Below are 3,010 nucleotides of genomic sequence, written 5' to 3'. Positions count from 1 at the left end.
CGTGTTCGGTGACCTGGCGGTTCGGGTCCTAGCCGGCCGGGCGGCGGAGGGCGTCCAGCAGCAGGGGCAGCGAACGGCGCAGCTCCCGCTCCCAGTAGGGCCAGTCGTGGGTGCCGGGGCCGTAGTCGTCGAACCGGACGGGGATGCCGAGCTGGCCCAGTCGTTCCACGAACGCGAGGCTCTGCGGGTAGAGGTCGGCCTCGATCTGCTGGGCCTGCGCGTCGGGTGCCGGCCCGTCGAGCGGCCCGGGCTGGCCGTTGCCGGCCGAGACGAACAGGTCGACGCCACGCAGCCGGGGCGCGAGGTCGTGGGGGTTGTGGGCGGCCCAGACGCCGGCGTTCCGTGCCGGGTCGCCCCACAGGGCTCCCGGGTCCTCGCCAAAGGTGCCGAGCAGGTTCTGGACGATCGGGGCGCCCGGCGACGGAGGGCCGTCGTAGCGGGTGTGCAGCAGCCCGCTGTAGGAGGCCGCCGCCCGGAACATCCCTGGATGGCGGGCCGCGTAGGCCATCGCCCCGAGCCCGCCCATGGAGAGCCCGGCCACGGCCCGTCGCCGGCCGGCCCGCCAGTCGCGCTCCAGGAGCCGGCGCAGCTCGGTCAGGTGGAAGGTCTCCCAGCGGGCCGGCCCGCCGGTGCTGCCGTCGAGCCAGTCGGAGTAGAAGCCGATCTGCCCGCCGTCGGGCATGACCACCAGCACCTCGTCCAGGCCGGGAAGGGCTTCGAGGTCGGTGGAGCGGGTCCAGCTCTCGTAGCTGTCGCAGCAGCCGTGCAGCAGCCACAGCACCGGCCAGCGCCGGTCCGGCTCGGCCTCGAAGCGGCGGGGGAGCAGCAGCCGCACCAGGACGTACTGGCCGAGCGCGGGCGAGTCGACCACCAGGTCCCGCACCCGCGGCCCGACCGTCTCGGTGCCCATGACCTGTGGCGCCCGCTCCGCCGGCGGCGACGGCGCCGGCGACCCGCCGCAGGCCGCCACGCCCACGAGCAGGACCAGCGCGAGCCCCACCATGGGGCCGCGGCGCACGGCGTTGCCGAACCCGTTCATGCGATCAGTGTGCGGGACGCCTCAACCAGTGGCGGGCAGGTCGGCGTCCTGGGCGTCCGGCCGGCGCTGGTGCCGGCGCCGGTGGAACAGGGGGATCACGAACCACAAGGTGGCGAACAGGCCGGCCAGGGCGGCGGCCAGGATCGACGCCCACCCCCCGAGCACGAAGCTGGCCGCCAGCTGCACCGCCCCGACCAGCGCGAGCAGCAGCAGGACCAGACCGGCGATCGCATAGCGGTGGCCCGTCTTGACCAGCTGGGGCCGCAGCCGCTGGCGGAAGACGGTGCGGTGGTAGCCGACCGGGCCGATCAGCAGCGCCGCCGAGATCGCCGACAGGACGAGGGTGACCAGGTAGATGGTCTGCTGCTCGCCGGTGAGGTCGGGGAAGCGGGGGGTGAAGGCCAGCCCCAGGAGGAACGCGAACAGGATCTGGACGCCCGTCTGGGCGACGCGGAGCTCCTGGAGCAGCTCGTTGAAGTGGCGGTCGACCGACTGCAGCTCGGTCTCGTCGCGCATGACCTGGTTCCACTCGGACTGGTCGTTCTGCACCGACGCCTGGCAGTGCGGGCATCGGGCTGTCTCGTCCGTGGTGTTCAGTGGTCCCGGTCGGCCGGCTGGGCGACGGAGCTGCTCCGACTGCTCGGACTGCGAACCCATCGACGCTCCCAGGGAACTTGCCAAGAATAGCCAGCAGGTGTGTACCCCGATTCCCAACCCGGGTAACGCCGGCTTGGTCTGGTTCGTGGAAAGGGAGGAAGGACGGATGGGCAGGGAAGGCGGCACCCGCGGCGGGCTCCGGTTCGGGTGCCGGCGTCACCGCGGCCGTCGCCGCCCTCCTCGCCAACCTGGGCATCGCCGTCGCCAAGTTCGTCGGCTTCCTGGTCACCGGGGCGTCCTCGGACCTCTGCGGGGCGACCAGAGCTGGCGGTCGTTCATCCGGACCAAGCAACCCGAGCTCGCCGTGGTGCTGCTGGAGGACTCGGCCGCCGAGCTGGGCGAGCATGGCCTTCGTGGGGGTCGGGCTGGCCGCGCTCACCAGCGACCCGCTGTCCGACACGCTCGGCACCCTGGCCATCGGCGTGCTGCTGGCCGTGGTCGCGATCGTGCTCGGGATCGAGCGGCCGACGCGGCCAGGGTGATCGCCGACGCCCAAGACCTCGGTCCACGACGTCGCCCAGTTCACCCTGCTCAGAAGGCCGGTGGTTCGCGACGCCCTGGTCACGCTGGCCGCCGACGTGGAGCAGCTGGAGGGCCCGGACGGCTCCGAGCTGTTCGACGCGCCCGGGTCGCCCCTCCCGCCCGAGGACACCCCCGCAACCCCCCAGGCTGCTGCCCATGTGGGACAGCACGTTGCTCGCCTACGCCGACCGCAGCCGCGTGATCCCACCGGCCTACCGCCGCTACACCCACTGGTGCGACAAGCTGCCGGGCGGGGTGGTTCGGGTGCTCCCTGGGTAGGGCGTGGCGTCGACCGGGAGCTGGGGCCGGCTGGCGCCAACCTCGGCCCGCCAGGCGTCGCCGTACCGCTCGGCTCACCCGTCTGAGGGTACGAGAATGGGAGCCGTCGGCGGCGACGGTGACCGCCGGCCCGGCAACCGCTGATCCGTGGAGGCACCGTGACGGACGAGCAGCAGACCAGGGTGGCGGTCGTGGGCACCGGGCCGTGGTGGGGACGCGAGCACGCTCGGGTGTATGCCGAGCGGCCCGACGTCGACCTGTGCGCGGTGGTCGGCCGCACGTCCGAACGCGCCGCGGTCCGGGCCAACGAGTTCGGGGCCAACCCGTACGTCGACCTCGACGAGATGCTCGAGCGGGAACAGCCCGACCTGGTCTCGATCTGCCTGGCCAACGAGGGCCACTTCGAGCCGACGCTCAAGGTCATCCGGGCCGGCTTCCCGTTGTTCGTCGAGAAGCCGCTCGTCTTCGACCTGGGGGAGGCCGACATCCTGCTGCGCGAGGCGGAGGCCCGTT

Annotated in this window: 4 protein-coding genes and 1 pseudogene; 3 read left to right on the top strand and 2 right to left on the bottom strand. The window is 73.0% G+C overall.

The genetic code is table 11. From position 1 onward, the window contains the following. Window positions 1–28: 28 nt before the first annotated feature. Together VF468_22675 and VF468_22670 are read right to left on the bottom strand one after the other, a co-directional pair. On the bottom strand, window positions 29–1,039 hold the full coding sequence (locus VF468_22675; protein ID HEX5881093.1) for an alpha/beta hydrolase family protein: 1,011 nt from the start codon (window positions 1,037–1,039) through the stop codon (window positions 29–31). A 21-nt stretch (window positions 1,040–1,060) separates the two neighbouring features. Further along, the gene (locus VF468_22670) at window positions 1,061–1,555 is read right to left on the bottom strand and encodes a DUF6328 family protein (GenBank protein HEX5881092.1); all 495 of its coding nucleotides are present in this window, start codon (window positions 1,553–1,555) and stop codon (window positions 1,061–1,063) included. Window positions 1,556–1,884: 329 nt separating this feature from the next. On the opposite strand from VF468_22670, the pseudogene VF468_22665 reads away from it, so the two are divergent. The 3 genes and pseudogenes from VF468_22665 to VF468_22655 form a co-directional block, all read left to right on the top strand. Further along, window positions 1,885–2,157, top strand: a pseudogene (locus VF468_22665) (cation transporter). A 217-nt stretch (window positions 2,158–2,374) separates the two neighbouring features. After that, window positions 2,375–2,497 carry a hypothetical protein gene (locus VF468_22660; protein ID HEX5881091.1) on the top strand — a complete coding sequence of 41 codons (123 nt, stop codon included), beginning with the start codon at window positions 2,375–2,377 and terminating at the stop codon, window positions 2,495–2,497. Between the two features lie 158 nt (window positions 2,498–2,655). Then, on the top strand, window positions 2,656–3,010 hold a 355-nt coding region (locus VF468_22655), incomplete at its 3' end, for a Gfo/Idh/MocA family oxidoreductase (GenBank protein HEX5881090.1).

The sequence above is a fragment of the Actinomycetota bacterium genome, assembly GCA_036280995.1.
In the GTDB taxonomy this organism is placed as follows: Bacteria; Actinomycetota; CALGFH01; order CALGFH01; family CALGFH01; genus CALGFH01.
The sequence above is the reverse complement of the archived record's forward strand: the minus strand, read 5'-3'. Positions and strand labels throughout refer to the sequence as shown.